Genomic DNA, 24,641 nt, shown 5'->3' with positions numbered 1-24,641 from the left:
GGCTAGAGGGCTCGGCAGTTCACCGCGTTCGGGCTCGCGCCGGCAGCGTGCGGACGGCCGCGACTACGCGCCGGATCACTGGCGCCATCCGGCCGGTCCGCGGCGCGGCCCGAGCGTTCTCGCCCCGAATGCCAGGCCCGGCTTCGCCCGTCGCGACCGGGTGATCGGCGGCGGGTCGACGGACGTCAACAGGCCGCCGCTCAGACGGTGTTGATCCCGCCGGAGTCGCCGCGGTGACGCATTCGCAGGACCACGGCAGTGGCCGCGAGAGCACCGATGACGGTGAAGATCTCCTCGGTGCGCACCCAGCCCGAGAAGTACATGGTCACGATGAACGGGAGTGCGGCGAAAGCGAGTTGGCCTGTGGTACGGACGCCGGCGAACGCCCGCCGACCCGCCAGGGCGAGGGCCGCGACCACCGGGACGCCGAAACGCCAGGGAGTGAGCAGACCGATGCCGAGCGGATCGATCACGACGAGGGCGGCCACCAGGAGGACCGCCCACACCGCGAGCACGAGCACGCCCACCGCCCCGCGCACGCGCCGGGCCGGACGAAGGTCGGGCGGGCAGGCCAGCGGAAGTGCGGCGATCAGGACCGGCGCGAGGAGGAACCCCACGAGTTCCCACCGCAGGTCGGGCGGAGTGCGCCAGATCGGGTAGAGGAAACTCGCCGAACTGCCGACCGCCCCGACGGTCGCGGCCAGCACTCCGGGGACATGACGTCCGGCGAGTGCGACCACCGCGCCGATCAGGGTCAGCAGATAGCCGGCGTTCATGAGCGTCGTCAGCGACCCGGCGTCACCCGCGGTGCCCGCGATGCGCATGACGTACCAGTCGCCCGCGCTGCCGACGAGGTTGAAGGCGGCGTACGCGGCTGTCGCGGCCAGGCTGAAGGGCGCCGCGGTGGCCAGGAGCCGTCCGGCGGAGTGCGCGGAGCCGATGCCCAGGCGCAGCCGCAGGGCGTGGGCGACGATGTCGGCGGCTTCGCGGATGCGGACGCGTGAGCCCGCGCCCACGGTCGCCTCCCGGTAGGACTCGGCTATCTCGTCACCGAAGGCACGGCGGAACCCGGCGGGGTACAGACGCAGCAGTACGGGGTTCACGCGGTGGCCGCCTTGCCGACTCCCAGACGCCGGGTCGCCTCGCGCGCGGTGGCCGCGATCCGCTCCGCCTCACCCGCAAGGACGGTGCGTCCCGCCGAGGTCAACGTGTAGGTCCGCCGCAGCCGACTGTCGACGACCTCTTCGCTGTGCACCTCGATCAGCCCCTGCTGCAACAGCCGCTCCAGCGCCCCGTACAGGGTGCCGGTCCGCAGCTTCACCCGCCCGCCCGAGATCACCTCCACCTCACGCGCGATCGCGTAGCCGTGGCGTGGTTCGTCCGCGAGCGCGGTGAGAAGGAGCAGGGTCGGTTCCTGCATTGCACGGTCAGTCATGACACCACCATATGTCATTCACCGGCATATGGCGCCGCCAGGCCCCCGGAAAACGGGGTGCGGCGCTCGGGGCCACTGGCTAGGGTTCGGGCGTGCCTCACACCTATCCCCCGCTGAACGTCGAAGTCCGCACACCGCGCCTGACGTTGGCCGGCGCCTCCGACGAATTGCTGGAACGGCTCGTGCCGCTCGTGCGGGCCGGGGTGGCCGACGCCGAGCCGTGGCCGTTCGACGATCCCAGCTCGTTCTACGCGGACAGCCCCGAGCGCGAATGGCAATGGCTGCGCGCCATCTGGGCGGGTCGCGCCCGAGTGGGCCCGGATTCATGGCGTCTGTACTTCGCCGTACTCGTCGACGGTGAACCGGTCGGAATGCAGGATCTCATCGGCACGAACTTCAGGCGCTTCGGCACGGTGTCCAGCTTCTCGTGGCTGGCCCCGGGCAGCCGTGGACGGGGACTCGGCAAGGAGATGCGGGCGGCCATCCTGCATCTGGCCTTCGCCGGATTGTCCGCCCGCGAGGCAAGCAGCGACGCCTTTGTCGACAACGACGCCTCCAACCGCGTTTCCCGTGGTCTGGGCTACCAGCCCAACGGCACGGACTGGGACACCCGCCGCGGCGAGCCGGCGCGTATCCAGCAGTGGCGCCTCACCCGGGACGACTGGGAACGTGTCCGACGGGACGACATCGAACTGACCGGCGTCGAGGAATGCCTGACGGCCCTCGGCATCCGCTAGCGCCCTTCGCCGGATCACCGGGAGACAGTCTTCCTCTGGCCTGCCCGTTGCACGCGTTGCACCCGCTCCCCGCGCGAAGTACGGGCGGCGCGCGTGCCTGGAGGCAGGCTCGCTCGGTCTCGCCCCGCAGAGCCCTGTTCAGCGGCCGACCGCGTATCCCTGCATCCCGCGCGGATTCGCCGCGGCCGACAGGACTCCCGTACGCGCATCGCGGGCGACCGCGCACAGCCTGCCCTCCGACCAGGGCTCCCCCACCAGCACGTCGTGGCCTCGTCGGCGCAGCTCCGCCACGACCTCCGCCTCCATCCGTGACTCGACGGCCACCAGGCCAGGACGCATGCCGCGTGGATAGAAGGAACTCGGGAAACTCTCGTTGTGCCAGTTCGGCGCGTCGATGGCCCCCTGAAGGTCGAGGCCGCCCCTGACCTCGCCGCGCAGCGCCACCGCGAGGAGGAAGTGCAGTTGCCACTGGTCCTGTTGATCGCCTCCCGGAGTGCCGAAGGCCAGCGTGGGCACTCCGTCGCGCAGCGCGAGGGTCGGGCTGAGCGTGGTACGCGGACGGCGGCCGGGGGTGAGCGAGTTCGGGAGGCCCTGGTCGAGCCAGGCCATCTGGAGCCTCGTACCGAGTGGAAAGCCCAGTTCGGGAATGACGGGGTTGGATTGGAGCCAGCCCCCGCTGGGCGTGGCCGCGATCATGTTGCCCCACCGGTCCACGACATCGAGGTGGCAGGTGTCGCCGGACGTGGCACCGTCCTGCGCCACGGTCACTTCCCCGGGCCCGGGGAGGGGACCCTGGCTCTGGCGGAACGGACCACCGGTGACCGTGGGTTCTCCCGCTCCGAGGAGGTTGTGGCCGGACGACGCGACCCCGGCCTCGCGTATGTGCCTGCTCAGCCGCGGTGTCCGCCCGCCGGGACTGCCGGGCCGCAGTTCGTGGGACGCCTCGGGGCCGATCAGCGACCGCCGCTGTTCGTTGTACGAGGGTGCCAGCAGGTCCCCCAGGAGCCCTTCGGCCGCATCGCCGTACCAGGCCTCGCGGTCGGCCATGGCAAGCTTGCATCCCTCGATGAGTACGTGGGTGTACTCGGCCGATCCGAAAGTCGGCAGTCGCGTGGGCAGGAGCGCGAGTTGCTGAAGCAGCGCGGGGCCTTGACTCCACGGGCCGGGCTTGCAGACGGTCCATCCCTGCCAGTCGTAGACCGCCGGAGCCTCGTAGGTCGCGGACCAGTCCGCCAGATCCGCGGCCGTGAGAGTCCCGGTGTGGCGTCCTCCGCTGGTGTCCACGGTGGGCTGCCGCGCCTGGCGTACGAGTGCCTCGGAGATGAAGCCGGATCGCCAGATCTCCCGTGCCTTCTCGATCTGGGCAACCCTGCTCCCCGCACCGCCGGCTTCGGTCACGAGTCGCTTCCAGGTCGCGGCGAGTACTGGGTTGCGGAACAACTCGCCCGGCCGGGGCGGCCTCCCGTCCGGCAGGTACAGCGCCGCGGAGGAGCGCCACTCCGTCTCGAACAGGACCCGGACCGTCGCCACCGTCTCACCCACGCGCTCGACCGGCGCGTGCCCGTGCTCCGCGTAACCGATGGCGTACTTCAGCACGTCGGCGAGCGGTTTGCTGCCGTAGTCGCGCAACAGAAGCATCCACGCGTCGAACGCGCCCGGCACCGCGGCCGCCAGGGGGCCCGTACCCGGCACCAGGTCCAGGCCCAGTCCCCGGTAGTGCTCGATCGTGGCGCCGGCCGGAGCGACCCCCTGTCCGCACAGCACCTTGACCTCACCGTCCGCCGGGGCGAGCAGAATCGGAACCTCTCCCGCCGGCCCGTTGAGGTGCGGCTCGACCACGTGCAGGACAAAACCGGCGGCGACGGCGGCGTCGAACGCGTTGCCACCGTCCTCCAGGACGGCCATGGCGGACTGGGAAGCCAGCCAGTGCGTGGAGGACACCATGCCGAAGGTTCCCTGAAGGGTGGGGCGGGTCGTGAACATGCGGTGCCACCTCGCTGCTGCTCTGCGTCGGGAGATCAACTCACCACCCGAATATGGCATTCGGGCCCGCGCCAGGGCTCCCCCTTTCCCGGACACCGCCGACGGACCCGCGCCGCCGCTCAGTCACCCCCACCGGGCATCGCCTCCGCCAGGGCCGCTCCGGCCTGCCCCGCGAGGGTCACCGCCACCATCCGGGCCGGGAGCGGGGCAGCCCCGGCGTTGCCCGGCCTCAGCATGTACCGTCCGTAGTACCGCCCCTTGCCGAAGGCCCGAAGTTCGATCTCCTCCCCTTGCGGCCAGCCTCGGCGCTCCACCTCCCAGCTGCCGCGCGCAGTGGTGACCTCGCCGTCCTGACCCAGCTGCGGCGGGTGCCCGAGCAGCGTGCCGTACTCGAAGCGGCAGCCGTCCAGGGCCAGCAGCTCGATGAGCTGTTCGCGGACGTGGGCCACGACGGCGTTCGCCGACGTGGCCTGCTGAGCGAGCCGGGCCGTCTCGTGGATGCGGGCGAGGTGATCCGCTTCGGTGATCGAGACCACCTTCAACCGCCTTGCTCGTACGGCGAGTTGCGACACCGCGATTCCGACCACGAGCAGGAGTACGGCGGTGGTGATCTCGCCGGCGCTGGAGATCGTGAAGCGCTCGTAAGGGCGAGTGAGGAAGAAGTCGAACCAGGCGGCCGAGGAGAGCGCCGCGAGTACCCCAGCACCACGGTGACCATTCGCTGCCACCGCCACCACGGCCACCACCAGGACGAGCGCCAGGTTCGTACTCGCTAGGTGCGTGCGCAGCGGTACGAGCGCTGCCGCCACGGCGAGAGGCCCGGCCACGGCAGCCACCAGCGCCAACTGGTCGCGACCTCGATACGAGACCGCCGCGGGCCAGGGCGTCCGCTTGACGGCCCCCGACAGCGTGAACCCGGACATGGCCACCTCCAGTGCTTCGCCTTCCACGATGCCCCCGCCCGGGGAAGGCGGCTCCGTGACGCTGCCACTCCTGACGGACTCCTTACGCGACGGCACATGCCCGCCGCTCCCCCGGCCCCGACCGGCCGGCCACGCGCCGAGCCCCACGCCAGTGGTGTCGCACGGGGCGCGCAGCCGTTGAACTGTCCGCGCCGCTTGTGCATGATCGGCTCCGTGGACACCTATCTGGAGACGGAACGCCTGACCTTGCGCCACTTCACCGCCGACGACGCGGGGCTGCTGGTCGAGTTGGACAGCGACGCCGCGGTGATGCGCTACCTGAGCGGGGGCGTTCCCACCGCCCCCGAGGTCGTCCGCGAGCGCCAACTGCCCACCATCCTCGCCGGCTACGGGCGGTGGCGGGGCAGGCTCGGTCTGTTCGCCGCACACGAGAGGGAAGGCGGCGCGTTCATCGGCTGGTTCTGTCTGCGTCCGCAGCCGCAGGGCCCGCTGGAGGAGGTCGAACTCGGCTACCGGCTCCGGCGGGCGGCCTGGGGCAGGGGCTATGCCACCGAGGGTTCGCGGGCTCTGCTGGACAAGGCGTTCACAGGGCTCGGTGTGCGCCTGGTCTGGGCCGAGACGATGGTCGTCAACCGCCCCTCGCGCAAGGTCATGGAGAAGCTCGGAATGACGCTCGCGAAGGCCATTCCCACTCCGCCCGGCATGGAGAGGGTCGAAGGATCCGAGCAAGGGGGCGTGCGCTTCGAGATCACCAAGGAGCGGTGGGAGCAGCGCTAGCCACGACCGGTCGGCCATGACCACGGCCTCGCGCGACGGAACAAGCGGTGTTGCCGACCTAAGGGGAACGAAGAAGCCCTGATCGCCAGGGCGGGGGCGATTCGGTGGCCCGGATCACCTCATCCCCGATCACCTCATCGCTGTCGGGTCGTCGTCCGTGACGGACGCGGCCCTGCCCAGGTGGAGGCGGGCGACGATCTGCTTGCCGGACGTCAGGGGCCTGGTGTGCAGCTGCTCGCACAACCTGAGGACCAGCAGCAGACCGTGTCCACCGATCCGCCCCGCATCGGCTGCCTGCGGTTGCGGCGGATTCGAAGACCCGTCGCGCACGGTGATCTCCAACAGGTCCGCGCCCGCGCTCACTTCCAGTGCGAGGCTGCCCGGTCCCGGTGCGTGACGCAGCGCGTTGGTGACCAGTTCGCTCACGACGAGCTGAGCGTCCAGGCAGGGCTGGGCGTCGGGCCTGTGGCCGGCTTGCAGGAGCAGCATGCGCACGGCTGTTCTCGCATCGGCGATGGAAAACTCGGTCGTCTGCCAGGCGGTGCTGTATCGCAGGGGCACCGCGGAGTCCTGTTCGATTGATGCGCGGTTTTCGAGGGCAGCGACCATGGAGCTCTTTCCGTAAATCCTTGATCGACGTTTCATCACAAGCTGTCGTCTCTCGCAAGCATTCGCCTACCCGCAACCGCGCCGTCCATGAGGGTCATGTGCTAGCTGATCGGAGCGGGGCCGGTGTCGGCGATTGTGAAGTAATCGAGTGTGCCGCTGATGTCGAGGAGACGGTGGACGGCCGGCGGCAAGGGGCCCAGGAGAATGAGGTCGCGGCCGTCGGCATCGTGACGATGCTTGGCTTTGAGGAGGGCGCTCAGGAGCATGCTGTCTCCGAAGACCAGCTGGGAGAGGTCCACGGCGGTGGTGGGCAGCCTCGCCTGATCGGCGGCGTCCCAGGCCGCCTGGAACGTCGGGGCATCATCGTGGTCCACCTCCCCCCTCAATGTGATCACGAAGACCTCTCCATGCCGAATGACGTGGATGCTGCCATCGGAAGCCTCTCGCATGGGCCCATTTTCACACCCCCCGCTCTCCGGCCGAACAGGTGCCCCGCCCTCCTGAGTCCCCGAAGGGGTGACGCGCGAGGTGGACCGCAGGACCCGACCGGCCCCGGGGGTGGGGCCGGGCCCGGGGCACCGGCCCGAAGGAGTGGCGGGCCGCGCCATGCGGGTGGTTTCAGCCACGCTTGCGTCACGCCTGTAGTCACCGGGCCACGGTCGGCGGGATGTTGGGCGCATGAATCGGGCCCGCGTCGCTGCCGCCGTCCTTCTGCTCGTCCTCTCCCTGTGCACCGCCCGCCCCGCGCAGGCAGCCGCTCCCCGTGACGCGAGCGCCGTCGAGCGCATCGCCCCGGGGGTCGAGTACCGCGCGTTCACTCTGACCACGGCGCATGGCCCGACCCGCATCCATCTGCTGACCGTCGACCTGCGACATCGCGGCGTACGGGCCGGCCTGCTGTACCCCGGGGCGGTCGCCGATCGCGCGCCCGTGTCCGTCATGGCCGAACGCCAGGGAGCCGTCGCCGCGGTCAACGGGGACTTCTTCAACATCACCGAGGACCAGCATCCCGGCGTCCCCGCCACCGGCGCCGCCTCGGGTGCCTCCGTGCTCGAAGGCCGCCCTCTGAAGGCGGCCGTACCCGAAGGCCAGCGCTTCGGTGGCCCGTTGCCCCCTGGCGACAGCGCTGAGGACGTCCTCGGGGTCGGTACGGACGGCAGGGCCCGTACCGGGCGCCTGACCCTGCACGGTCACCTCCGTACCGCGCGCACGACGCTGCCCGTGCGAGGTCTCAACCAGTACGCGCTCCCCGAAGGGGCGATCGGCCTGTTCACCTCGCACTGGGGCAGCGTGTCACGCGCCCGCGCCGTCTGCGGAACCGACCACGACCGGGCGGCCCCCTGCACCCAGGAGGTCTTCGAGGTGACGATCCGTCACGGTCGCGTCCAACGCACCAGCACCACTCCCGGCACCGGCCCGATCCCCCCTGGGACCACCGTCGCCCTCGGCCGCGAGGCCGGCGCCCGGGCACTGCGCTCCCTCACCCCGGGCACAGCGGTCGAGGCCGGCTACCGCCTCGCTTCCACGAGCCGGATCCCGTTCGCCTTCGCACTCGGCGCCTACCCCCTGCTCAAAGACCGCCAGCCGCTGCCCGGCCTGAACGCCGTCACCGCCGAGCCCCGCACCGCGGTCGGTGTCGCCGACCACGGGCGGTCGCTGCGTCTGATCGCCACCGACGGCCGGGAGTCAACAGCCACCGGGCTGACCCTGGCCGAACTCGCCGGTCTGCTGCGGTCGTTGGGCTGCGACGAAGGCGTTTACCTCGACGGAGGCGCATCCACCACCCTCACCACCCGCGATCCCGTCACGGGACGGGCGACCGTACGCAACACGCTCGACCATGGCCAGCAGCGCCGCGTCCCCAACGGGATTGCCCTCTACGCCCTCCGCCCCAGCGACAGGAGCGGGGAGCCGGGGAGGGCCGGATCGGGCTGAGCGGGTAGGAGAATCGGACGGACCCGACTGATGGAGAGGCCCCTGTGAACAGCGACGAGCTGCATACCCGTATCACCCAGCTTGAGGCGCAGCTCGCGCGGCCGACACCGCCCCCGATCGGCGGACAGGTCAGCATCCCGCTGGAGCCGATCCGCCACCACGTCTACACCGGCGACGGCGGCCCGTGCACCACCAGCCTCTTCGGCGAGCAGTGCGCTGAACCAGCCGACCACCACGAGAAGCGCCACGAACGCCGCTGAACACCGGGGGGCGCACCATGCCCGTCGCTGCCGTCGCCGTCGTGCCGGGGCCCTGGACGCCGTGTCAGTGCGCGGCCGGGGGGACTTGTGAGCGGTCGCGCACGATGATCTTTCCGGTGTTGTCGCCGCGCAGCATTCCCCGGAACGCGTCCACCAGGTGCTCGAACCCGTCGACGACCGTCTCGTCCAGGGCCAGTCGACCGCTCTGCAAGTGCGGCACCGCGAAGTCGTACAACTCCTCTTGCAGATCACGGTAGTTACTGACCAGAAACCCCTCCATGCGGAGGCTCTTCTCCACGATGTCCGCGTAGTTGAAGCGCGGCGCCGGCGCATCGGCGGTGTTGTACTGACTGATCGTGCCGATGCGGACGATGCGCCCGAACTCACGCAGCGCCCCGACCGCCGCCGCCAGCTGCTCGCCGCCGACGTTGTCGATGAACACGTCGATACCGCCCGGCGCGACCTTGTGGAGCAGGTCCGCCGCGGGTCCGTCGTGGTAGTCGAAGACGGCGTCATAGCCCACCTCCCTGACGAGATGGGCGGCCTTCGCGGCCGACCCCGCGCTGCCCACGAGCCGTCCGGCGAGCAGCAGCCTGGCGAACCGCCCGGTCGCCGTGCCGACTCCGCCCCCGGCGGCCGACACGAAGAGGTCCTCCCCCTCCCGGAGCCTGGCGATGCGGGTCAGGCCCACATAGGCGGTCAGGCCGGTGCCGCCGAGAGTGCTCAAGTACGCGGTCAGGGGCACCCCGTCGAAGTGGGGAAGCCGCCGGATCTCATCGGGCCCGACCACCGCATGCGTTCGCCAGCCCTGTCGGTGGAACACGATCTCGCCCTCGGACAGCCCGGGCGTGCGCGAGGCGACCACCCGTCCGATGGTGCGACCCTCCAGCGGTGCGTGGAGCGCGAAGCCGTCGGGCCCGTCGTCCATCATTTCGCGGTGGTAGGGGTCGACCGACCAGTAGAGGTTTTCCACGAGCGCGCTGCCGGGGGCGGGTTCGGGAATCGCGGACTCCACGAAGGCGAAGTGCTCGGCGGTGGGCAACCCGTGCGGGCGAGCGATCTGGTGCACGGTGAGCGCGGTCTCGTTCATGCCTCGACCGTAGGCCGGGAATGGTCCTCGGCGGCAGCCGGTTGCGCTCATGGGACGCACCGTCCCATGAGCAGCTTTCATACATCGAGGTGAGCGCCCCGTGGCCGCCGTGAACGGTTCCGATCTCGTCCCGCAAGAACTGCGCGCCCTGGTGGCGGTCGCGGACACCGGCGGCTTCTCGGCCGCGGCCGGCGCGCTCGGCCTGACGCAGTCCGCGGTCTCCCACTCCGTTCGCGGCAGCGAGCGCAAGATCGGTGCCGTCCTCTTCGAGCGCGGCCGCGCCGGAGCCCGCCCCACCCCCGCCGGGGAGAAGGCGGTCGCGCACGCACGCCGCGTCCTGCGACTGCTGGACGTCCTGACCACCGAGGCGCGGGGTGCCATGCGACCCGATGTCGCGGAGGGGCCGCTACGCATCGCCGCCTTCCGCAGCGCGGCGCTGCATCTCCTGCCGCCGGTGCTTGAGCGGCTGCGCACCCGGCACCCCGGAATCGAGCCGCGGGTGCGGATCGTCCGCGAGGTGGGACGCGGCGCCGCGGGCGAAGTGGCCGACGGGAAGGCCGACATGGCCATCGCCACGCTCGGCGGCTCAGCGGTGCTCCCCCCGGGCCTGGTCGCGAGCGAGCTTCTCGTGGAGCCGTATGCCCTGGTGCACGCGACGGGCCACAGGGTCCCGCGCTCACTGCCTCTGGTCGACTGGGCGGAGAACTGCGGCGCGTACACCCGCGACTGGTGGGCCGCACAGGACTGGATTCCCAAGGCAACCGTCGAGGCCGAGGACGACGGAGCGGTGCTCTCGCTTGTGAGCGGTGGCCACGGAATGGCGATCATGCCCGCGCTCTCCCTGATCGGAGCACCGGACTCGGTCGGGATCACCGATCTCGGCCCCGGCCGCCCGACCCGCCAGGTCGGCTACGTCACCACCCCCGAACTGGCCAGGTCCTCCGTCGTACGCGCCTTGGTGCGAGAACTGCGCACGACGGCAACTGAGGGCTTGAGCCTTCCCGGACACGGGTGGCCATCAACCCATTGACCACGTAGGCCTCTTCCGCCAGTGACGAGGCGGAAGTGGTGCTCGTCCAGTTCACCCGGCTGCCACTGGCCCGTGATCCCCTGCGCGCGCATCCATCGAGCGGCGTCGTCCCGCAGGCGTACCAGGAAGGCCAGGTCTGCCTCGGTGGCGAGGCGGAAACGCAAGTCGGTCATGCGACGGAAGGGCATGTCGGTCACACGGCGGAAGAGTACGTCGGGCACCTGGCGTTCTTCGCACAGGGGCGCAGCATCCTGGTGACGTGAACGGGGACGCGATCTCGTACTCGTCGGCGAAGGGTTCCGTTCGCGCCGGACCACGGCACTCGCCCAAGCCTCGACGGCCGCCGTCGCCCGGCACCCCGTCCGGGGGCCGGGCAGCGAAGCACGCTCAGGCTGACGAACCGACCCTGGCGGCAAGGGACTTGCCCTTCGCGGCCGCGTCCGAGAGGGCCTTCTCGCGGGATGCCTCCGCGAGCGGAATCAACTCGGCCATCGCGGGATTGGAAGCGGCCAGTGTCAGCTCGGGGACGATGAAGTCGACCTCGGCGCCCATGATCTGGGACAGGATCGCGTCCAGGAGGTTCTGCACGTACTCGAAGGGCTCACGCGGGGTGCCCGGGCCGTACGCGCCGCCACGGCTGGCGACGACGGTGACCGGCAGGCCCTTGACCGTGGAATCGGGACCGGCGGTGCGGCCCATCAAGGCGATCTGGTCGATCCACGCCTTCAGGGTGGAGGGGATCGTGAAGTTGTACATCGGCGCGCCTATCAGGACCGCGTCCGCCTGCTCCAGTTCCGTCACCAGCTTCATGCGCTCGGCGAAGGCGGCCGCCTGCTCCGGAGTGTGCGCGGAGGGATCCACGAACGCGGCGGAGGCGGCGAGACCGTCCAAGTGCGGGACCGGATCCGTGGACAGGTCGCGGTAGACCACCGTGCCGTCCGGGTGCTGCGCCTCCCATGCCGTGCGGAAGGCATCCGTCACCGCGCGGGACGCGGACGCTCCGGCGGGGAACAGGGACGAGTCGATGTGCAGAAGGGTGGCCATGAGGATCTCCCAGGAGGTGGCACTTTTCGTACGCCACTATTGATAGCACAGTCACTTACTTTTTTTCACCCCCTCACGGCAGGGTAGTAGTCTGAGGCCATGGCGGACCAGCGAAAGCGCGACAGCGGGCAGCGGCACGAGCCGGAAGCCTGCGGCCGCGTGGGCGACGGCATCACGCAGGTCTTCGGGCTGCTCGGCAAGCGGTGGACGGGACTGATCGTTTCCGCCCTCACCCAGGGACTCGACCGCTTCACCGATCTGCGCCAGGCGATCCCGGGCATCAGCGAGCGCATGCTGGCCGATCGACTGATGGAACTCGTCGCCGCCGGACTCGTCCTGCGCGAGGTGGACGAAGGTCCCCCGGTTCGCGTCTGCTACCGCCTCACGGAGTCGGGCGCCGCATTGGAGCCAGCTCTCACGGAACTGGCCCAGTGGGCCGAAAAGTACCTTCTCAAGGGCGCGGGCGGCTGCTCACCCGCCTAGGCCCCCGGGTGCCCCGGCGCGGGCGCGTTCGCGTCGTGCCCGGATCTCCGGGGTTCGGGTCCGTGCCTGCGCTCACTCGGGGCGGCTGAACCGGTGGGAGGCCCAGAGCAGGGCCAGGATTCCGGTGGCCAGCAGGAGGACGCCCTCCAGGAACAAGGGAGGCTGCCACCCGGCCCACTCGACCGTCATGGGGGCTGTCCGGTCCGGCACCCGTACGGCGATGCAGCGGCGGAGCAGATCCACTCCATAGGCGAGCGGGTTGGCCGCGGCCAGGGTGTGGGCCCAGCCCGGCAGGTTCTCGATCGGGAAGAAGCCGCCCGAAAGGAGCAGGAGCGGCATCATCACCAGGCCGAGCAGCATGTTGAAGACCTCCGGCCGGTCCAGGCTGACGGCCAGGGTCAGGGCGAGCGCCGTGAGGGTGAAGGAGGTCAGCAGCATGCCGCCGAAGAGCATGAGCAGCAGGAGCGGGTCGTAGGGCAGCCCGATCGCGCCGACCAGTCCGAGGAGCACGGCGCCCTGCACCGTGGCGACGAGGGTGCCACCGGCGCAGGTTCCGAGGAGCAGGGTGGGGCGGTGGACCGGCGCCATCAGGAGTTCGCGCACATAGCCGCTCTGCCGGTCGGTGATCAGACGGATGCCGACCATGATGGCGGGCGTCTGGACCGTCATCATCAGCACACCCGGAAAGAGGTAGGCCTGGTAGCCGCCCCCCAGTGAGGAGTTGGGGATCAGAGCGGCCAGACCGCCGCCCAGGATGAACAGGTAGAGCATCGGCTGGACCAGCATCAGTGCGGTGTGGACGGGCTGGGACGCGAGGCGCAGCAGATCGCGGTGGACCAGCGCGTGGACGGCACGCAGTTCGTGCCACAGCCGGGGCACCCGCTCACGGCCGGTCCCGCCGGAGACGCCGGGCCGGTCAGGGGTGGCCGTGGCGTCCGATGCCGGAAGAGCGGGTGCGGTCACCGGACCTCCTCGGTCGCTGCCGGGATGGGGCCCCCAGTCGTGGGCGCCGGTGGGGCGCCCGGGATCGTGACGGCCGGTTTTCCGTGGGACGGCGGGGTGTTGATACTGCGGCCGGTGTGGTGGAAGAACACGTCGTCCAGTGTCGGAGGGGTCGCGGAAGCGGCGTGCACCGCGATGCCGTGGGCCTCAAGTGCCGCGCACAGACGGGGAATCCAGGTGCTGCCGTCCGGGATCCGCAGCGACACCCCCTCGGAGTCCAGGGACAGGGCACGCCCTGTCGGCACGAGCCTGCCGACCACCTGCCGTGCCGCCGCGTCGTCGCTGGTGCGCAGCGCCACCCGGTCGTCCCCGATCGCCGCCTTCAGCGCGAGGGGCGTGCCCTGCGCCACCAGTCGGCCGTGGTCGATGATGCCGAGGCGGTCGCAGTTCTCGGCCTCCTCCAGGTAGTGGGTCGTGATGAAGAGCGTGTTGCCGTGCTGGTCGCGCAGGGTTCGCAGGTACTCCCAGATCTGGGCGCGGGCGTGCGGGTCGAGGCCGGTGGTCGGCTCGTCGAGGAACAGGACCCGGGGTGCGTGAAGCAGGCCGCGCGCGAGCTCCAGCCGCCGTCGCATGCCGCCGGACAAGGTCCGCACCCGGGACCGCCGCCGGTCGGCAAGGCCCACCTTTTCGAGCGTCTCGGTGGCACGCAGGCGGGCGTGCCGTCGGCTGAGTCCGTAGAGGCGTGCGTGGATGTGCAGATTCTGTTCGGCCGTCAGATCCGCGTCCAGCGCGCTCTGTTGGAAGAGCATGCCGACCCTGCGTCGCACCTCGTCCGGCCGTTGGATCACGTCGACGCCCGCCACGGTGGCGCGGCCCGCTGTGGGACGGGCCAGAGCGCACAGCAGGGAGATGGTGGTCGACTTCCCCGCGCCGTTGGGGCCCAGGAAGGCGAAGGTCTCGCCCTCGTACACGTCGAGGTCCAGGCCGTGCACGGCATGGGTGGCGGTGCCGTCCGGGCCCGGGTAGCTCTTGACCAGGCCACGCGTGCTGATGGCGCAGGCCGTCGGGGCCCCGGCGCCCGCGGGCTCCGGGCTCGTGGAGGCGGCCGCCGGGAGGGCGGCGCCGGTGCGGGTGGCGCGGGTACGGGCTTCGTCTTCGGCATGGGGCCGCATGGTCGGTTCCTCGTCTACGGGGTGTCGTCCGCAGGCCTGCCGGCCGCAGCGGCCGCGCTCCGGCCGGCGGCTGCGAGGGCAGCCGCCGGCCGGAGGTTTCTTGGGCTAGGAACAGCTCACTCCGACGCAGACGGTGTTCAGCAGCGTCAGCAGGCCGGTGCACGCACAGGTCCCGCCGAACTGGGCTTCGTCGACGCCAACCGGGTCGGTCTCCGGAAGGGCGTGCAGGTGTGCCAGAACTTCAAGGTCTTGGTTCTCCATGACTTTCTCCTTCTCTGTGAGGTGCTCGGTGAGTGGCGACAGCGGCGATGGCGCGAGCCCCTGTCGCTCAGCCCGGCTTCTGGACCATCCAGTGCCGGGGGCTTGTGAGGCGCGTCCGCAGCAGGAACGCCAGGATTCCCGAGGCTCCGTCGCTCCAGCTCGTCGAGACCTTCCCGTGCTCGTTGGGGAAGACGACGTGAGTGCCGCGGTGGGCCCGTTCGGAGGCGATGAGGGTGGCCAGGTCGTCGGCCATGAGGCGGTAGGCCGTGTCCCCGGTGGCTTCGGCCATGTCGAGGAGGAAGTCGCCGTTCCCCGCCAGCCCGTGGCACTGGGTGAGGGCGGCGCGGGAGGCGCGCTCCACGACCGCTTGTGCGGCGTGGCGGGCGAGATCCCCGAAGCGCTTGTCCCCCGTCGCCTGCCAGAGGCGGATCAGGAACGAACCGATGCCCGCCGAACCATGGCACCAGTACGGCGCTGTGGGCACGTCCTGGCCTTGGGCCGGCCACTGGGCAGCCTGGCCGACCAGCACGGCGTTGGCCACGAGGGACTCGCCCGCCGCCAGGGCCAGTCGCAGGTGCTCGGGGCGGTTGGAGATGGCGGCGGCGGCCAGCAGGAAGCAGCCGATGCCGGCCGTTCCGTGCGCGAAGCCCAGGTAGCGTTTGCCGGCCTCCTGGGACACGGCCTCAGCCGGGACGGGCCAGCTCACGCCGTTGGGCTCCGCGCTCGCGGCGGCAGCCAGCCGGTCGGCGTCGGCGACGACCAGTGCGGCCAGGCGCGGGTCTCCGGTTCGGTGCCACAGGTGAGCGGCGGCGAGTCCGCTGCCGGCGGAGCCATGGGTGATGTCGTAGCTGGGTGTCGACTCCAGCGGGGCGAGGGCCAGGGCCACGGCCCGGTCCGTGAGTTCACGGTCGCCGATCGCGCGTCCGGCGTCGTACAGCGCCCAGGCGGTTCCGCGACCGCCGAAGTGCAGGCCGGGACGGAGGGGAGCGGTGTCGGCGCGCGCCGCGATCCAATGGCCCGCGGTGGAGAGGAGCTCCGGCAGGCGCGGGTCCCCGGTGTCCTCGAAGTACCGTGTCAGAACGGCCAGCACCCCTGCCGCACCTTGCTGCACGGTGCAGGGGCCGGCCTCCCCCGCCTGCGTGGACACGGGCCACAGCCGTCGGTCGTCGGCCGGGGTCATCGAATCGACGAGGTGGTTCACCATCCCGGTGATCGCGGCCTGTGTCACATCGTGGGGCGCTGTGGCACGTCCCGTGTCGGCGGCGGGGCGCGCCTGCCGGGCGGGATGCCGCTGCCGGACGGGGTTCACCGCGCGCAGGGCTTCGCGTGCCGCGGCCGGGTCCCAACGCTCGGCCGGATCGTCCCTCGTCAGCCCGAGGATCACCTCGGTCAGGCCCTCAGGCAGCCGCAGCACTCCGGCACACGCGGCCAGCCACTCGGCGAAGCGCGCTTCCGCGGGCCTGGTGGCCGGCTCCTCGGTCAGCAGGTTCGCGACCTTCCCGGCGAGTACGAAGCAGATGGTGGCGCCGAGGCTGTAGTAGTCGGCCGTCCGCGAGACGGGAGCGCCGACCAGGCGTTCGGGGGCGCTGAAGCAGGGGGTCCCCACCGTGGTCGGGAGCATTGTGTCGCCTTCCAGGACGGCGAGCTCAAGGTCGATGAGACGAAGTTCGCCGTCGGGACGGACCATGACGTTGCCGGGCGTGAAGTCCCGCAGGATCCAGCCGTGCGCGTGAGCGGCGGCGACCAGGTCCACGAGGCGCGCGACCTGGGCGAGCGCCTCGGCCCGGTAGCGCTCGCTCCCGACGTCCCGGTAGCGCTCGGCGACCCAGGTGTGCAGGGGCACGCCCGGTACTTCTTCCTGCGCGAGGAACAGGTGCCCGCCCGTCTCGAACATCGCCAGCGGTTCGGGGGCCAGTCCGGTTCCCCTGAGTTTCTCCAGCGTGCCGGCCTCGGCCCGTAACCAGTCCCGTACGTCGGAGCCCGAGGCGTCGGCATCGACGTGCGGCCGGGCTTCCTTGAGCACCACGGCTCTGCCCGTGGTGACGTCCGTGCCCCGGTAGACGCCGCCCTTGTTGGTGTGCCGGATCGCTTCCCTCACCGAGAACCGGCCGCCGAGCAGCACGGGAGTGCCGGCCGCCTTCTCCCGCTGTGGCGGTAGCGGCACCGAGGCGGGGAACGGGCTGATGGCCCAGGGCGGCGGCGCGTACTGGCCGGTCCGCTTGTCCTCCACCGGGTTGCCGTCGGGGTCCTCCATGAACCACACCAGCAGGCCGTGCTCCGAGAGCCTGCGCCGGCCGACGAAGGCTCCGTAGCGGTAGTGCACCAGGCTGTGCGCAGCGTAGGGCTGGTCGGAGAGGATGCGCGGACCGGCCAGCCCCGCGGTGGCCTTGTGCAGCTCCAGCGCGATACGTGCCGCGTCGTCGTCGGATGGCGGGTAAACGGTAATGAACTTTCCGGAACTTCCCCGGGGCGTGGCACGGGAGTTCAGCGCGCCCACCTGTTCGAGTGAGCGGGCGAACTTGAATATCGACTCCTCCCGCAGCAGCACTTCCAGAGTTCTCACGAGAACGTCCGGCGCCGACGCGGCCGTCGCGGACACATGCAGTTTCCAGCCCTGCCGGCGACGAATACCGGACGGGCGCGCGAGGCGGCACCACATCTCGTCCACGTCGACCGTCCAACGCTCGCTCATGCCCGTGGCCCGTAGGGCCCGGTGAAGCAGGACTTCCAGATCGACCTCGGTTGCGTGACTCGTCATGCGCGTCCCTCTCAACGGTTAAAACCGCTGGTGGAATATGCCTTCGGTAAGAAGAAAGGTAGAGCGTGAACCCGCCGGAAGATACTCGCCCCGGCTGGCGCACGGTGGCACTTGAGCGACGGATGGCGCAGTCCGGCGCAAATGGAGGCGCACGGGTCCCGATCAGTGAAATTAATTCACGTGTTCGACGCCTCGGCCTCACTCGCTCACGGTCCGAGAAAACAATCGGTCCAGGATCAATTCTCCACTTCGCAGGGATTCCAGGGATCGCATGGGCCCGAACGAATCATCGGCCGATGGATTTCGCCGCCGAACCCACTGGTCAGACGGCTGTCCATTCACTGTCGAGCGCACAGCACCGTTCCTTCGTTCATCGTCCCGCGTTCCGGTTCGGTTCAAGCGGCCGACCGATCAACGGCAGCGGCCGACCACGGCGGGGGCATCGGTGCGGCCCGCCCGCCCCACAGCTTCGCTCCCCGCCCGGCAGCCGGTAAAGAGCGCGATCCCGCCATGGTTTCCACCACCGAGGTCGCGATCCAAGCCATCGATGCGACCATGAACGCCAGCCTGATTTCACCCATCCCTAAAGATATTGAACCGTCAACTCGCATCGGTGGATTCGTGTACATCATTGACGCGAGGGCGGCCGGTCCGGCTCATTTCCGGATCTGATCCATCATGAATTACCCCAATCCCACTAGGATCTTCGAACAGCTCAGGGGCCCGCTTCGCAGGATGGTCCCGGTGATTGAGGTGCGGCGTTCGAGGAGCTGCGCGTGGGGGCCACCCCTGGGGGCCTGGTCGCGCCCCGGAGACGCGGAAGAGTGCGACGGATTCCCTTCCCTTCCCCATTTCGATGCGGTCAGGAATTCCTCACATCACAAATTCGCGATAGCGCGTTGGCGTCCCTGCCGGCCCCGGAGGATTCTCGGTCCGCGCGCCGAGGAAATCGCGCGGGGAACGGCGGTTTCCCCGTGGGCGCTGTTCTTGCGCGTGACGTCTCATGGCCGGCCGTGGATGCGGTCGCCTCCTGGGTCGGCGGGGCCGGAAGGGAGGTCGCCGCGACCGTGCGCACGTCGGGCGCATCGCGCGCCGGGCGCCTGCCGCGCGCCGAATTCGTACGGAACCGGCCACGGCGTACGCCGGTTCACCGCCCGGCCCACGTCCGGTTAGTGGCGGCTGCTTCTCGTCCAGGTCCTCGACCACCGCGTTGCGTCCGGGACCGGATCCGACGGGACCGTTCCGACGGGACCGGCGGTCCGCGCCGTCCGGCCCGTCACGCGCCCGCGGCGGCTGCGCCGAGGCCGGGTCACGCACAACCCGAGCGGCGGAGGTGGGCACTTCGTCATTTATGCTTCAGGGCGGCCTCGGGGTGGCGGGTTGGAACAGTGACCACACGACGCTGAGCTGAACGTTCTCGGAGAGCCGGCTCTCCGCCGACCGGCGTCCCGGTCGGTGCGGAACGCCGAGCCGGCCCGCCCGCGAGCAGAAGATCCCCCGGGGAGAAGTGAGGAATGCCAGTGATCTGCGTCGGAGGCATGATCGGAATCGGCAAGACGAGCGTTGCCGAACTGCTCGCCAAGGAGTTGGGCAGTGCGGTCTTCTACGAGAGCGTGGAAGACAACCCGATCCTCCCGCTCTTCTACACGGCCGGCCCGGAGGAGATCCAGGCGAAGCGGTATCCCTTCCTGCTCCAGCTCTACTTTCTGCAGACGCGGTTCGCCTCGATCAAGGAGGCGTACAAGCAGGGCGACAACGTCCTGGACCGTTCCATCTACGAGGACTGGTACTTCGCCAAGGTCAATCATGACCTCGGCCGCATCAGCTCGCTTGAGATGCGGGTGTACGAGGGCTTGCTGAACGAGATGATGCGCGAGATCGACGGCCTGCCGTACCGCAAGGCACCCGATCTCATGGTCTACCTCAAGGCGGACTTCGACACCGTGCTGCACCGCATCGGGCTGCGGGGCCGCGATTTCGAGCAGGACGAGAGCCTCGTCGAGTACTACCGCACCCTGTGGGCCGGCTATGACGACTGGGTGCACCAGCACTACTCGGCGAGCGATGTCCTCGTCGTCGACATGAACCACACGGATGTGGTGAACAACCCCGAGGACGCGGCCCGCGTGGCACGAGAGGTCAAGGCCGCCCTGGCGGCCGCCGCACCTCGAAGCTGAACCTCCTCAGCGCCTGCCCGGACGCGGGCACGGGCCGGGGGCACGGGCCGGGGGCACGGGCCGGGGGCACGGGCCGGGGGCGCCTCGACCTCCCAGGGCTTGCCCAGCGCGTTCATTGCCGCCGCCGACCTCACACCGCTGGTCATCGTGTCCTTCGTGAACCGCCTGGCCGAAAGGAACCAGGGACCTCACCAAGGAACCAGGGACCTCACTCCCGATGCTCACGGTCCCGGCGGTCCTGGCGTAGCCATCGGCTCCGGTGTTGTCGGTCGTAGCGCCGGCCCCAGCGCGCCTCACGGTCCCGGAAGTCGCGGTAGTTCCGGAATCCGCCGTCGTCGCCGCGACCCCATCCGCGATATCCACCTCGCCCGTAGCGGAAGAAGCCGAAGACCAGCACGGCACCGGCCACCCACCACAGGGCGTTGAGGAACCCGAGACCGAACAGGGTCATGGCGAGAACAATGAGCAGCACGATCATGGCGGGCCTCCGGGCGCGGAACGGATCACTGCAACCGGGGGCTGGGGTCCTGCTCAACAGCGTAGTCCTGTATGGACGTTGGAGGCACGGGGCGATGGAGGCCGGGCGACGTGCACCGGGGAGCCGGCAACGGTCCCCGGCGTCTGGTCAGGGCGCGTGCGCGGCACTGGCGTGCGATGCGGCGGCCCCTGAACCCGGCCGGGACGCGGGCGCGTTGACAGGCCGGAACACGGGGAGTTGACTGGCGTGTACGGCGTTGGGCCACGCCGTCCGGTTCCTCCGGGTGGCGCGCCTCCCGTTCTGTTTCGCCTGGACCCCGCGGAGAACAGGGCTTGCGGCCCTGTGACGCAGGCAGGTCCCGCGCAGAGTTCACGGCAACGGTGCGGCAGTGCGCCTTCAGAGGTACCGAGCCGAGAGGTACGTCCACGTCATACCGCTGTGCGCCATCGTGAGGAGCACTCACACACCGCCACATCGGCCGAGCCGTACGAACCGGATCGCGGCCACGGGCACAGCGCATCCCGTCCTCGACGGCCGACACCAACGCAAAGGGAAGTGGCACGTCATGCTGTACGACTCAGAACGCGCACGTCAGCCCAAGGCCGAGACGCCGGATCTCGGCAAACGGCGTGCGGCGCGGACAGCGGGAGCCGAGCCGGTCCAGGCGCCACGCGAAGGATCCACGGGTTCGGCCAACCCCGCCCGCACCCAGGTGTCGGCACACCGCCTCCTGCCGGCGGACGAGAGGGAACAACTGGCCGGCCGCCTCCAGCAGGCCGTCACCAGCTTCCTCGACAGTCCGCGTCAAGCCGTCGAAGAAGCCGACAGCGCCCTCACCGAAGTGGTCACTCAGCTGACGAACGCCCTCGCGGACCGGCAGAACACTCTTCGCGCGAACTGGCAGAGCCAGGACACCCGGGTCGGGACCGAGGAACTGCGGGTGGCTCTTCAGCAGTACCGCGAGACCACGGAGCGTCTGCTGGGCAGCTGAGCGACCGGACCTCCCACCCCCTTGAGCTGCTGCGGAGCAGAGAGCCGCAGCAGAGGGCGTCCGGCCGCCGCGCCTCCTCGCGGACCGGTGACCGAGCCGATCATTCGGCGGCCGCGGCGCTCTCCTTTCCTCTTCTCCGGGTGGTTCTCCGGGTGGGCTGTTGTGCGCGGAGCAGGCCGAGGAAACCGGGTGGCCGCACCCGGCCGCAGACGGGGCCCTCCGGCCCGCCGTCCCCGACAAGGTTCTGCTCCCCGGCCTCGGCGGCCGAGTGACACGGGTGGGCTGGTCCACCGAACTGGACGCACAAGAGCTACTGCCGCGTTCCTACACCATCGGCTGCTGGCACCTGCTCGTGATCCCGCCGAGACCGGCCCTTCCACCGCCTCACGGCTGATGAGCTCCGCCTCCCACCCGCAGAACTCGCTCACGGCCGGGCGCGTTGATGGCAGGGCCACGATCCGACGACCGGTAGGGGACGACGGCATCTCCCCCCACGGACCAGTGCCGTCAGCCGGGCAAGAGCTCGCCGAGCCGGGCCAGGACGGTGTCGATCTCTGCCGGTGTCAGGGGCACGAGTTCCAGCAGCAGCTCCTGTGCTCCCTGCCGACCGCCGGGCATGACCCGGATCGACGGCGAGCCCGAATACAGCGCGCTCTCCAGGGCCGCGGCGTCCATTCCCGATACGACGGGGTCCACTTCGAGGCGGGCGCGCTCGAAGGGCAGCCCGGTCGGATCGGGGACGGGCGTCGCGGTGATTCCCCGCAAGGCGCCGGCTCGTGTGACGAAGTCCGCCACCTTGTCCGCCTGTTGCCGCTGCCACTGCGCCATGTCGAGTTCCGCTCGCGCCTCAAGCGCGGCGAGGACGCCGATCACGGCCTCCTTGCTCGCCTTCATCGCACGGCCGATACCCCGTTCCTGCGCCCGGACCGCCGCCACCAGGTCTGCACGGCCCACCACGAGTCCGGCGGTCGGCGACCCGAGGTACTTCTGCCCGCTGACGGTCACCAAGTCGGCTCCCGTACCCAGCAGTTCATCGACCCGGAAGTCCTGCGCGGCACCGTCGACGACGACGGGCACCCCGCGGCGATGGGCGACCGCGACCGCTTCGGACAGCTCCGCACCGGCTCCGCGTACGAGACGCGAGGACACCAGGAGCAGGCACGCGACATCAGGGCGCGCGAGGCCGGCTTCCAGGTCCTCCAGCGCGTACTTCTCGTCGGTGCCGACGGTGACCGGAACCGCGCCCGCCAGTCGGACGGCCTGCGTGATGGGGTGGCCGTAATGGACCGCGTGGCCCGCGGGAAGGACGACGGCGCGGGGCATGCCGGTGGTGTCCGGCAACGCCGCGACACGCTCCGCGGCCTCCCCCGTCATCGTGGCCGCGACGGCGAGGGTGATCGCCGACGCCGTGCAGTGCACCACTGTCCCCGCCTCCGCACCGGCGAACCGGGCGAGGGCCTGATCGGCCACGTCCTGGAGTTCCTCCATGACGAAGAACTCCGCCAGGGCCGCCGCGACCGCGGTGGCCACGCCGTCCTCACTGCGCGAGACGCCCAAGGGGGTGTACGGACCCCGCGCGTTGATGATCCGAGTGAGTCCATAGGTGGAGTGAAGTCCCATGGACGACATCCTGCCTGTCGACGTGATCAAGTCGGCCATGCGGGTGCCGAGTTGATCAGGACCAGGGGCGGGCCCGGACCGATCGGCCCGGGCCCGTGGGTATCCGCAGACCTCAGCTGCCCGTGCTGCGCAGGTTCTCGCGCACCTTGGCGATGGCGAAGCCCCAGCCCTGCTGGACGGTGGGCTTGGCGGGCACGGCGATCTCGTCGGGGTTGGTGAGCACGTCGAGGAGGACCGGTCCGGGTTCGGCGAAGGCACGCTCGATCGCCTCGGCCAGGTCCTCGGCGCGCTCCACACGGATTCCCTTGATGCCGAGCGCCTGGGCGACCGCGGCGAAGTCCGGGTTGTCCAGGACGGTGCCGAACTCGGGGAGGCCCGCCTGCTCCTGTTCGAGCTTCACCATGCCCAGGCGCCGGTTGTCGAAGACGACGAGCTTGATGGGCAGTCGTTCGGTGCGGATCGTCATCAGGTCGCCGAGCAGCATCGACAGGCCGCCGTCCCCGCAGAACGCGATGGTCTGGCGGTCGCGGTCCAGGAACTGTGCGCCGATGGCCTGCGGCATCGCGTTGGCCATGGACCCGAGGTTGTAAGAGCCGATCAATCGGCGGCTGCCGCGCATCTCGACGAAGCGGGAGAGCCAGACGGTGGCCATGCCGGTGTCGGAGGTGAACACGGCGTCGTCGTCGGCCGCGGCGTCCACCGCGGCGGCGAGCGCCTCGGGGCGTACGAGGTGGTCGCGGTTGTCGAAGGCGGAGCGGACCTTTCCGATCAGGCCCTTGTCGTGGCCGGGCGCGGCGAGCCGGCGCTGCCCGTCCTGCCAGTGCGTGAACTTCTCGCGTGCGGCGTCGAGGTGCTTGCGGTCCTCGCGGGCTGCGACCCGCTCCAGGAGTCCGCGCACCGTGGGGCCGACGTCGGCGGCGAGCGCCACGTCGACGGGCACGCGCCGCCCGATGTGTTCGGCGACCCGGTCGACCTGAACGACCTTCTTGCCCTCGGGGTACCACTCCCGGTACGGGAAGTCGGTGCCGAGCAGGACCAGGGTGTCCGCGTGGTCCATGGCATGGGCGGCGGCCGGATTGCCGATCAGTCCGGTCTGGCCGACCTGGAACGGGTTGTCACCCTCGAAGCCTTCCTTGGCCTTGAGGGTGAGGACCATGGGCGCGGCGAGCCGGTCGGCGAGGGCGAGGACGTCGTCGCGCGAGGTGCGGGATCCGCGTCCGACGAGCAGGGTGACGTTTCCGCCTTCGTCGATGAGACGGGCGGCCTCGTCGAGGGCGGGGTCGTCGGGCCGGTTCTCGGAACGGGCGACGGAGAGCCGCAGCGGCCGGTCGCTGGGCAGCTCCTGGTCGCCGATGTCGCCGGGGATGGTCAGGACGGCGACGCCCCGGCGCCCGAGGGCGGTGCGCACGGCGACTTCGAGGAGGGCCGGGAGCTGTTCGGGCGAGGTGACGGTGGCCCGGAAGACGGCGACGTCCTTGAACAGGAGGTCGTTGTCGACCTCCTGGAAGTAGTCGGTGCCGACCTCGGAGCGCGGGACCTGCCCGGCGATGGCGAGGACGGGCGTGCCGCTCTTGGCCGCGTCGTACAGGCCGTTGAGCAGGTGTACGGAGCCGGGTCCGACGGTGCCCATGCAGACGCCGAGGGTGTCGGTCAGCTGCGACTGGGCTCCGGCCGCGAACGCTGCGGCCTCCTCGTGGCGACAGCCGACCCAGGACAGGGACTCGGAGGTCCTGATGGCGTCGGTGAGCGGGTTGAGCGCGTCACCCACGACTCCGAAGACCTGCCGCACTCCGAGTTCTTCGAGGGCATCGACGAAGAGACGGGCGACGGTGCGGGACATGGAGGGTGTCCTTTCTGTGGGGCCGGCCCGCGGGACGTGACCAGCGGGGATGGGCTGGACCGGATGTCGTGTCCACATATCCGGTGCGCCCACCAC

General features: G+C 70.4%; 24 protein-coding genes and 1 pseudogene. 9 read left to right on the top strand and 16 right to left on the bottom strand.

Annotation, left to right across the window (positions count from 1 at the left end; translation table 11 throughout):
• Positions 1-200: 200 nt before the first annotated feature.
• Positions 201-1,103 (bottom strand): hypothetical protein, encoded by a 903-nt coding sequence (locus ACFYNP_RS12245; protein ID WP_388784995.1) that lies wholly within the window; start codon positions 1,101-1,103, stop codon positions 201-203.
• Positions 1,100-1,435 (bottom strand): PadR family transcriptional regulator, encoded by a 336-nt coding sequence (locus ACFYNP_RS12240; protein ID WP_388409963.1) that lies wholly within the window; start codon positions 1,433-1,435, stop codon positions 1,100-1,102. Before ACFYNP_RS12240 ends, ACFYNP_RS12245 begins: the two co-directional genes overlap by 4 nt.
• 92 nt (positions 1,436-1,527) lie before the next feature.
• Here ACFYNP_RS12240 and ACFYNP_RS12235 point away from each other — a divergent pair, with 92 nt between their 5' ends.
• Positions 1,528-2,172, top strand: coding sequence for a GNAT family N-acetyltransferase (locus ACFYNP_RS12235; protein WP_388784993.1), 645 nt, complete (start codon positions 1,528-1,530; stop codon positions 2,170-2,172).
• A gap of 138 nt (positions 2,173-2,310) precedes the next feature.
• On the opposite strand, the gene ACFYNP_RS12230 is transcribed toward ACFYNP_RS12235, so the two are convergent.
• The gene (locus ACFYNP_RS12230) at positions 2,311-4,155 is read right to left on the bottom strand and encodes a gamma-glutamyltransferase family protein (RefSeq protein ID WP_388784991.1); all 1,845 of its coding nucleotides are present in this window, start codon (positions 4,153-4,155) and stop codon (positions 2,311-2,313) included.
• 119 nt (positions 4,156-4,274) lie between these two features.
• Positions 4,275-5,105: a DUF4118 domain-containing protein gene (locus ACFYNP_RS12225; protein ID WP_388784989.1), complete on the bottom strand. Its 831-nt coding sequence runs from the start codon at positions 5,103-5,105 to the stop codon at positions 4,275-4,277.
• Between the two features lie 186 nt (positions 5,106-5,291).
• Between ACFYNP_RS12225 and ACFYNP_RS12220 the strand changes: the two genes are divergently transcribed.
• On the top strand, positions 5,292-5,855 hold the full coding sequence (locus tag ACFYNP_RS12220; protein ID WP_388784987.1) for a GNAT family N-acetyltransferase: 564 nt from the start codon (positions 5,292-5,294) through the stop codon (positions 5,853-5,855).
• Between the two features lie 129 nt (positions 5,856-5,984).
• On the opposite strand, the gene ACFYNP_RS12215 is transcribed toward ACFYNP_RS12220, so the two are convergent.
• On the bottom strand, positions 5,985-6,464 hold the full coding sequence (locus ACFYNP_RS12215; RefSeq protein WP_388784985.1) for an ATP-binding protein: 480 nt from the start codon (positions 6,462-6,464) through the stop codon (positions 5,985-5,987).
• Positions 6,465-6,565: 101 nt separating this feature from the next.
• Positions 6,566-6,913, bottom strand: a complete 348-nt coding sequence (locus ACFYNP_RS12210) for an STAS domain-containing protein (RefSeq protein WP_388784983.1) — start codon at positions 6,911-6,913, stop codon at positions 6,566-6,568.
• 229 nt (positions 6,914-7,142) lie between these two features.
• On the opposite strand from ACFYNP_RS12210, the gene ACFYNP_RS12205 reads away from it, so the two are divergent.
• A complete protein-coding gene (locus ACFYNP_RS12205; protein ID WP_388784982.1) occupies positions 7,143-8,399 on the top strand; it encodes a phosphodiester glycosidase family protein in 1,257 nt (418 codons plus the stop codon).
• Between the two features lie 44 nt (positions 8,400-8,443).
• Entirely contained in the window at positions 8,444-8,659 is a 216-nt protein-coding gene (locus ACFYNP_RS12200) for a hypothetical protein (RefSeq protein WP_388784980.1), read from the top strand.
• A 64-nt stretch (positions 8,660-8,723) separates the two neighbouring features.
• Here ACFYNP_RS12200 and ACFYNP_RS12195 read toward each other — a convergent pair whose 3' ends face one another.
• Positions 8,724-9,749 (bottom strand): zinc-binding dehydrogenase, encoded by a 1,026-nt coding sequence (locus ACFYNP_RS12195; protein ID WP_388784978.1) that lies wholly within the window; start codon positions 9,747-9,749, stop codon positions 8,724-8,726.
• 100 nt (positions 9,750-9,849) lie between these two features.
• Between ACFYNP_RS12195 and ACFYNP_RS12190 the strand changes: the two genes are divergently transcribed.
• Complete coding sequence (locus ACFYNP_RS12190; protein ID WP_388784976.1) at positions 9,850-10,779, top strand: LysR family transcriptional regulator; 930 nt, start codon at positions 9,850-9,852, stop codon at positions 10,777-10,779.
• Positions 10,780-10,802: 23 nt separating this feature from the next.
• On the opposite strand, the pseudogene ACFYNP_RS12185 reads toward ACFYNP_RS12190, so the two are convergent.
• Both ACFYNP_RS12185 and ACFYNP_RS12180 read right to left on the bottom strand, forming a co-directional pair.
• Positions 10,803-10,952 (bottom strand): annotated as a pseudogene (locus ACFYNP_RS12185) (N-acetyltransferase); the annotation flags it as partial.
• Positions 10,953-11,166: 214 nt separating this feature from the next.
• The gene (locus tag ACFYNP_RS12180; RefSeq protein WP_388409995.1) at positions 11,167-11,823 is read right to left on the bottom strand and encodes an FMN-dependent NADH-azoreductase; all 657 of its coding nucleotides are present in this window, start codon (positions 11,821-11,823) and stop codon (positions 11,167-11,169) included.
• A gap of 99 nt (positions 11,824-11,922) precedes the next feature.
• On the opposite strand from ACFYNP_RS12180, the gene ACFYNP_RS12175 reads away from it, so the two are divergent.
• Positions 11,923-12,306 (top strand): helix-turn-helix domain-containing protein, encoded by a 384-nt coding sequence (locus ACFYNP_RS12175; protein WP_100579203.1) that lies wholly within the window; start codon positions 11,923-11,925, stop codon positions 12,304-12,306.
• Between the two features lie 72 nt (positions 12,307-12,378).
• On the opposite strand, the gene ACFYNP_RS12170 is transcribed toward ACFYNP_RS12175, so the two are convergent.
• The 4 genes from ACFYNP_RS12170 to lanL all read right to left on the bottom strand — a co-directional run bounded on the left by ACFYNP_RS12170 (position 12,379) and on the right by lanL (position 17,439).
• Positions 12,379-13,269: an ABC transporter permease gene (locus ACFYNP_RS12170; RefSeq protein ID WP_388784974.1), complete on the bottom strand. Its 891-nt coding sequence runs from the start codon at positions 13,267-13,269 to the stop codon at positions 12,379-12,381.
• Complete coding sequence (locus ACFYNP_RS12165; protein ID WP_388784972.1) at positions 13,266-14,420, bottom strand: ATP-binding cassette domain-containing protein; 1,155 nt, start codon at positions 14,418-14,420, stop codon at positions 13,266-13,268. Before ACFYNP_RS12165 ends, ACFYNP_RS12170 begins: the two co-directional genes overlap by 4 nt.
• A 105-nt stretch (positions 14,421-14,525) precedes the next feature.
• Entirely contained in the window at positions 14,526-14,681 is a 156-nt protein-coding gene (locus ACFYNP_RS12160) for a VenA family class IV lanthipeptide (RefSeq protein WP_189389786.1), read from the bottom strand.
• Positions 14,682-14,748: 67 nt separating this feature from the next.
• Positions 14,749-17,439 (bottom strand): class IV lanthionine synthetase LanL, encoded by a 2,691-nt coding sequence (gene lanL / locus ACFYNP_RS12155; RefSeq protein WP_388784970.1) that lies wholly within the window; start codon positions 17,437-17,439, stop codon positions 14,749-14,751.
• Between the two features lie 180 nt (positions 17,440-17,619).
• Here lanL and ACFYNP_RS12150 point away from each other — a divergent pair, with 180 nt between their 5' ends.
• Both ACFYNP_RS12150 and ACFYNP_RS12145 read left to right on the top strand, forming a co-directional pair.
• Positions 17,620-18,111 (top strand): hypothetical protein, encoded by a 492-nt coding sequence (locus ACFYNP_RS12150; protein ID WP_388784969.1) that lies wholly within the window; start codon positions 17,620-17,622, stop codon positions 18,109-18,111.
• 842 nt (positions 18,112-18,953) lie between these two features.
• A complete protein-coding gene (locus tag ACFYNP_RS12145; protein ID WP_388410010.1) occupies positions 18,954-19,616 on the top strand; it encodes a deoxynucleoside kinase in 663 nt (220 codons plus the stop codon).
• Between the two features lie 208 nt (positions 19,617-19,824).
• Here the strand turns inward: ACFYNP_RS12145 and ACFYNP_RS12140 are convergent, their stop codons facing one another.
• The gene (locus tag ACFYNP_RS12140) at positions 19,825-20,094 is read right to left on the bottom strand and encodes a hypothetical protein (RefSeq protein WP_388410013.1); all 270 of its coding nucleotides are present in this window, start codon (positions 20,092-20,094) and stop codon (positions 19,825-19,827) included.
• Positions 20,095-20,659: 565 nt separating this feature from the next.
• On the opposite strand from ACFYNP_RS12140, the gene ACFYNP_RS12135 reads away from it, so the two are divergent.
• Positions 20,660-21,085 (top strand): hypothetical protein, encoded by a 426-nt coding sequence (locus tag ACFYNP_RS12135; protein ID WP_388784967.1) that lies wholly within the window; start codon positions 20,660-20,662, stop codon positions 21,083-21,085.
• A 507-nt stretch (positions 21,086-21,592) separates the two neighbouring features.
• On the opposite strand, the gene ACFYNP_RS12130 is transcribed toward ACFYNP_RS12135, so the two are convergent.
• Both ACFYNP_RS12130 and ACFYNP_RS12125 read right to left on the bottom strand, forming a co-directional pair.
• Positions 21,593-22,705, bottom strand: a complete 1,113-nt coding sequence (locus ACFYNP_RS12130; protein WP_388784965.1) for an aminotransferase class V-fold PLP-dependent enzyme — start codon at positions 22,703-22,705, stop codon at positions 21,593-21,595.
• A 112-nt stretch (positions 22,706-22,817) separates the two neighbouring features.
• A complete protein-coding gene (locus ACFYNP_RS12125) occupies positions 22,818-24,545 on the bottom strand; it encodes a thiamine pyrophosphate-dependent enzyme (protein ID WP_388784963.1) in 1,728 nt (575 codons plus the stop codon).
• Between the last annotated feature and the right edge of the window lie 96 nt (positions 24,546-24,641).

The organism is Streptomyces sp. NPDC006691, assembly GCF_042869955.1.
Classification (GTDB): Bacteria; Actinomycetota; Actinomycetes; order Streptomycetales; family Streptomycetaceae; genus Streptomyces.
This window is presented reverse-complemented; position numbering and strand designations above follow the sequence as displayed.

Coding starts and splice junctions, on each gene's coding strand:
- ACFYNP_RS12240 (WP_388409963.1), bottom strand. CDS start 1,435: ATGACTGACCGTGCAATGCAGGAACCGACCCTGCTCCTTCTCACCGCG.
- ACFYNP_RS12230 (WP_388784991.1), bottom strand. CDS start 4,155: ATGTTCACGACCCGCCCCACCCTTCAGGGAACCTTCGGCATGGTGTCC.
- ACFYNP_RS12215 (WP_388784985.1), bottom strand. CDS start 6,464: ATGGTCGCTGCCCTCGAAAACCGCGCATCAATCGAACAGGACTCCGCG.
- ACFYNP_RS12210 (WP_388784983.1), bottom strand. CDS start 6,913: ATGCGAGAGGCTTCCGATGGCAGCATCCACGTCATTCGGCATGGAGAG.
- ACFYNP_RS12205 (WP_388784982.1), top strand. CDS start 7,143: ATGAATCGGGCCCGCGTCGCTGCCGCCGTCCTTCTGCTCGTCCTCTCC.
- ACFYNP_RS12195 (WP_388784978.1), bottom strand. CDS start 9,749: ATGAACGAGACCGCGCTCACCGTGCACCAGATCGCTCGCCCGCACGGG.
- ACFYNP_RS12180 (WP_388409995.1), bottom strand. CDS start 11,823: ATGGCCACCCTTCTGCACATCGACTCGTCCCTGTTCCCCGCCGGAGCG.
- ACFYNP_RS12175 (WP_100579203.1), top strand. CDS start 11,923: ATGGCGGACCAGCGAAAGCGCGACAGCGGGCAGCGGCACGAGCCGGAA.
- ACFYNP_RS12165 (WP_388784972.1), bottom strand. CDS start 14,420: ATGCGGCCCCATGCCGAAGACGAAGCCCGTACCCGCGCCACCCGCACC.
- ACFYNP_RS12160 (WP_189389786.1), bottom strand. CDS start 14,681: ATGGAGAACCAAGACCTTGAAGTTCTGGCACACCTGCACGCCCTTCCG.
- lanL (WP_388784970.1), bottom strand. CDS start 17,439: ATGACGAGTCACGCAACCGAGGTCGATCTGGAAGTCCTGCTTCACCGG.
- ACFYNP_RS12145 (WP_388410010.1), top strand. CDS start 18,954: ATGCCAGTGATCTGCGTCGGAGGCATGATCGGAATCGGCAAGACGAGC.
- ACFYNP_RS12140 (WP_388410013.1), bottom strand. CDS start 20,094: ATGATCGTGCTGCTCATTGTTCTCGCCATGACCCTGTTCGGTCTCGGG.
- ACFYNP_RS12135 (WP_388784967.1), top strand. CDS start 20,660: ATGCTGTACGACTCAGAACGCGCACGTCAGCCCAAGGCCGAGACGCCG.
- ACFYNP_RS12130 (WP_388784965.1), bottom strand. CDS start 22,705: ATGGGACTTCACTCCACCTATGGACTCACTCGGATCATCAACGCGCGG.
- ACFYNP_RS12125 (WP_388784963.1), bottom strand. CDS start 24,545: ATGTCCCGCACCGTCGCCCGTCTCTTCGTCGATGCCCTCGAAGAACTC.